Origin of the sequence: Streptomyces sp. NPDC048659 (assembly GCF_040650575.1) — a bacterium.
GTDB lineage: Bacteria > Actinomycetota > Actinomycetes > Streptomycetales > Streptomycetaceae > Streptomyces.
On sequence record NZ_JBEZHM010000131.1, the window covers coordinates 1 to 4,338 of the forward strand.

Here is a 4,338-nt window from a genome sequence, read left to right on the forward strand (position 1 = left end):
CCTGGCCCGCGAGCTCGCCGCCGCCCGCGGCATCCGCACGGCCTCCGAGACGGCGCCCCTGATGGACCGGTCAAGGAGATCAGGCTCTGGTCGACGGAACGGTCCTTCCGGACCGGGGCCCACCGCTCTCAGCGGTAGATGAGCAGTTCCTGCTCCGTCGCGCCCGTCAGCTCGTAGCGGGTCCGTACCAGCGGGCGTCCCGAATAGATGCGGATCAAGGTCGCCGCGTCGCCGTGGAAGCGGGCGGGCGGCCGGCCCTCGATCTCGTTGCCGAGGTCCACCTCTCCGCCGCCCCGGTCCGCGAGCACCCCCACCAGCCGCGGGGTCTCCCGCTTGCGGCTGGTGACGGAGAGCAGCGGCAGGGCCAGTTCGAGGGCGTCCCCGCAGTAGGCGCCGGGCTCCCCGAACGCCTCCCGGACGTCCCCGGCGTGGACCCACTCGCCGAGCGCGACGGCGTCGAGCCTGCCGTCCTCCCGGTCGGCGATCACCGGACCGGCCTCGGTGAGCCCGCGCTCCAGCTCGTCGAGGATCCGGTCGAGCGCCCACTCCTCCCGCTCGGCCACGTCGCAGGCGTTGGCGTCGGGGAGGAACACCCCCTCCTCCAGGCGCCCTTCGACGATCCGGACCAGGGCCGCCCCGCAGTGCGCGAGCACCTGCCGGGCGGTCCAGCCCGGACAGGCCGTGCGGAGCTCGAAGGCTTCGGGGGGCGTCCGCCGCAGCAGCGGCATCAGCAGGTCCCGCTCGGTCTTCAGGAGGTGGTCCGGCAGCCAGGGGTCACGTCTGTCGTGCACGTCGGCGGGACACATCAGTAGCGGTAGTGATCGGGCTTGTACGGGCCCTCGACCGGAACGCCGATGTACGTGGCCTGCTCCGGGCGGAGGGTGGTGAGCCGGACGCCGAGGGCGTCCAGGTGAAGGCGCGCGACCTTCTCGTCCAGGTGCTTCGGCAGCGTGTAGACGCCGACGGGGTACTCGGCGGTCTTGGTGAAGAGCTCGATCTGGGCCAGGGTCTGGTCCGCGAAGGAGTTCGACATCACGAAGGAGGGGTGGCCCGTCGCGTTGCCCAGGTTGAGCAGCCGGCCCTCGGAGAGCACGATGACGACCTTGCCGTCCGGGAAGGTCCAGGTGTGGACCTGCGGCTTGACCTCGTCCTTGACGATGCCGGGGATCTGCGCGAGACCGGCCATGTCGATCTCGTTGTCGAAGTGGCCGATGTTGCCGACGATCGCCTGGTGCTTCATGCGGGCGATGTCGGACGCCATGATGATGTCCTTGTTGCCCGTGGTGGTGATGAAGATGTCGGCGGTCTCGACGACGTCCTCCAGGGTGGCGACCTGGTAGCCGTCCATCGCCGCCTGGAGCGCGCAGATCGGGTCGATCTCGGTGACGATGACCCGGGCGCCCTGGCCGCGCAGCGACTCCGCCGAGCCCTTGCCGACGTCGCCGTAGCCGAAGACGACCGCGGTCTTGCCGCCGATGAGGACGTCGGTGGCCCGGTTGATGCCGTCGATCAGGGAGTGCCGGCAGCCGTACTTGTTGTCGAACTTCGACTTGGTCACGGCGTCGTTCACGTTGATCGCGGGGAAGAGCAGCTCGCCCTCGCGGTGCATCTCGTAGAGGCGGTGGACACCGGTGGTGGTCTCCTCCGTCACGCCCCGGATCTCGGCGGCGATCGTCCCCCAGTCGAGCGGGCTGTTCTCCAGCAGGGCGCGGACGACGGCCAGCTCCTCGTTCGCGGCCTCCGGCAGCGCCCCGGTCTTGCGGTACTCCACCCCCTTGTGGACGAGCAGCGTGGCGTCGCCGCCGTCGTCCAGGATCATGTTGGGGCCGTCGGCGTCCGGCCAGGTCAGCGCCTGCTCGGTGCACCACCAGTACTCCTCCAGCGTCTCGCCCTTCCAGGCGAAGACCGGGATGCCGGCGGCGGCGATCGCGGCGGCGGCGTGGTCCTGGGTGGAGTAGATGTTGCAGGACACCCAGCGGACCTCGGCGCCCAGCGCGACGAGCGTCTCGATCAGCACGGCCGTCTGCACCGTCATGTGCAGGGAGCCGGTGATCCGGGCCCCGGCCAGCGGCTGCCGCTCGGCGTACTCGCGGCGGATCGCCATCAGGCCCGGCATCTCGTGCTCGGCCAGGGTGATCTCCTTGCGGCCGAACTCCGCGAGACCGATGTCGGCGACCTTGTAGTCGGAAAACACAGCACCGGTGGACTCAGACACGTGCGAGGCTCCTTGAGGCGTGGATCGAACGGTGGATTTCGAGGGCGGCGGTGCTCTTGTTGAGCGTGATGTAGTGCAGGCCGGGGGCGCCCTCGTCGAGCAGCCGCCGGCCCATCGCGGTGGCGTGCTCGACGCCGATCCGGTACGCGGCGGCCGGGTCGTCCTTCGCCGCCTCCAGGCGGTGCGCCAGGTCCTCGGGGAAGGCCGCGTCCGACAGCTCGGCGAAGCGGCGGATCTGGCGCACGTCGGTGGCGGGCATGATCTCCGGGATGATCGGGGTGTCGCAGCCGGCCGCCGCGACCCGGTCCCGCAGCCGCAGGTAGTCCTCCGGGTCGAAGAACATCTGGGTGATCGCGTAGTCGGCGCCCGCCCGGCACTTGGCGACGAAGTGCGCCAGGTCGCTGTCCGGGCCCGCCGAGCGCGGGTGGCCCTCCGGGAAGGCCGCTACGCCGATCCTGAACTCGCCCAGCGAGCGCACGAGTTCGACCAGCTCGTAGGCGTACGCGAAGCCGTCCGGGTGCGGGGTCCAGGCGCCGCGCGGATCGCCCGGCGGGTCGCCGCGCAGCACCAGCACGTCCCGCACCCCGGCGTCCGCGTAGGCGCCGATGATGGCCCGCAGCTCGGCCACCGAGTGCCCGACGGCCGTCAGGTGCGCGACCGGCCGCAGCGTCGTCTCGGTGACGATCCGCTTGGTGACCTCGATGGTCCGGTCGCGGGACGAGCCGCCCGCGCCGTACGTCACGGAGACGAAGTCCGGCGCGAGGGCCTCCACCCGCCGGATCGCGTCCCACAGGGTCTGCTCGCCCTTGTCGGTCTTCGGCGGGAAGAACTCGAAGGAGAAGGTCGGGGCGCCGGCGACCGGGCCCCCGGGATTCGGGTTCACAGGCGTCTGCCTCCCGCGTTGAAGTAGCTGGCCTCCGGGTGGTGCACGACGAAGGCGTCCGTGGACTGCTCGGGGTGCAGCTGGTACTCCTCCGAGAGCTCCACCCCGATCCGCTCGGGCCGCAGCAGCTCGGCGATCTTCGCCCGGTCCTCCAGGTCGGGGCAGGCGGGATAGCCCAGCGAGTAGCGGCAGCCCTGGTACTCGGTGCGCAGCATCCCCTCGATGCCGTCCGGGTCGGCGCCCCCGATGCCCCACTCGGCGCGCACCCGGCCGTGCCAGCACTCGGCCAGCGCCTCGGCCAACTGCACGGACAGGCCGTGGAGTTCGAGGTAGTCGCGGTAGGCGTCGGCGGCGAAGAGCTTCGCCGTCTCCTCCCCGATCCGGGAGCCGACGGTGACGATCTGGAGGGCGAGCACGTCCACCTCGCCGGAGTCCTCCGCGCGGAAGAAGTCGGCCAGGCAGAGGCGGCGGCCCCGCTGTTGGCGGGGGAAGGAGAAGCGGGTCCGCTCGCCTCCGTCCTCGTCCAGGACGATCAGGTCGTCGCCCTTGGACACACAGGGGAAGTAGCCGTACACGACGGCCGCTTCGAGGAGGTGGTCCGTCTGGAGCCGGTCCAGCCAGCCGCGCAGCCGCGGCCGGCCCTCCGACTCGATGGTCTCCGCGTCCTTGAGCCCCCACTGGCCCTTGAACAGGGCGCTCTCGTCCAGCCAGGAGGCGTACTCGGCGAGCTGGATGCCCTTGACCACCTTCGTCCCGAGGAACGGCGGCTCCGGTACGGGGTTGTCAAGGGCCACGTCGGACCGCCCGGCCGGCTCCGGCTCGCGCACCTGGAGGACGGGGGTCTCCCGCTTCGGCACCCGGCGCTGCTTCAGCTCCGGCAGGCTCGCGCCCGGCACGCCCCGCTTGACCGCCATCAGGGCGTCCATCAGGCGCAGGCCCTCGAAGGCGTCGCGGGCGTAGCGCACCTCGCCCCGGTACAGCTCGTGCAGGTCCTGCTCGACGTACGCCCGGGTGAGGGCGGCTCCGCCGAGGATCACGGGGAAGCGCTCGGCCAGCCCGCGGCCGTTCAGCTCCTCCAGGTTCTCCTTCATGATCACCGTGGACTTGACCAGGAGGCCCGACATGCCGATCACGTCGGCCCGGCTCTCCTCGGCCGCCTCCAGGATCGCGGAGACCGGCTGCTTGATGCCGATGTTGACGACGTTGTAGCCGTTGTTGGACAGGATGATGTCGACGAGGT

General features: G+C 71.1%; 4 protein-coding genes. All 4 read right to left on the reverse strand.

The annotated features are described in order from the left end of the window. Positions 1 to 128: 128 nt before the first annotated feature. Positions 129 to 806 (reverse strand): maleylpyruvate isomerase family mycothiol-dependent enzyme, encoded by a 678-nt coding sequence (locus AB0C99_RS39495; protein ID WP_362485311.1) that lies wholly within the window; start codon positions 804 to 806, stop codon positions 129 to 131. Continuing rightward, on the reverse strand, positions 806 to 2,215 hold the full coding sequence (ahcY, locus tag AB0C99_RS39500; protein ID WP_362485313.1) for an adenosylhomocysteinase: 1,410 nt from the start codon (positions 2,213 to 2,215) through the stop codon (positions 806 to 808). Before ahcY ends, AB0C99_RS39495 begins: the two co-directional genes overlap by 1 nt. After that, complete coding sequence (gene metF, locus AB0C99_RS39505) at positions 2,208 to 3,098, reverse strand: methylenetetrahydrofolate reductase [NAD(P)H] (RefSeq protein ID WP_362485315.1); 891 nt, start codon at positions 3,096 to 3,098, stop codon at positions 2,208 to 2,210. Before metF ends, ahcY begins: the two co-directional genes overlap by 8 nt. After that, the coding region (locus AB0C99_RS39510; protein ID WP_362485317.1) for a vitamin B12 dependent-methionine synthase activation domain-containing protein at positions 3,095 to 4,338 on the reverse strand (1,244 nt) is incomplete at its 5' end. The genes AB0C99_RS39510 and metF, both read right to left, overlap by 4 nt.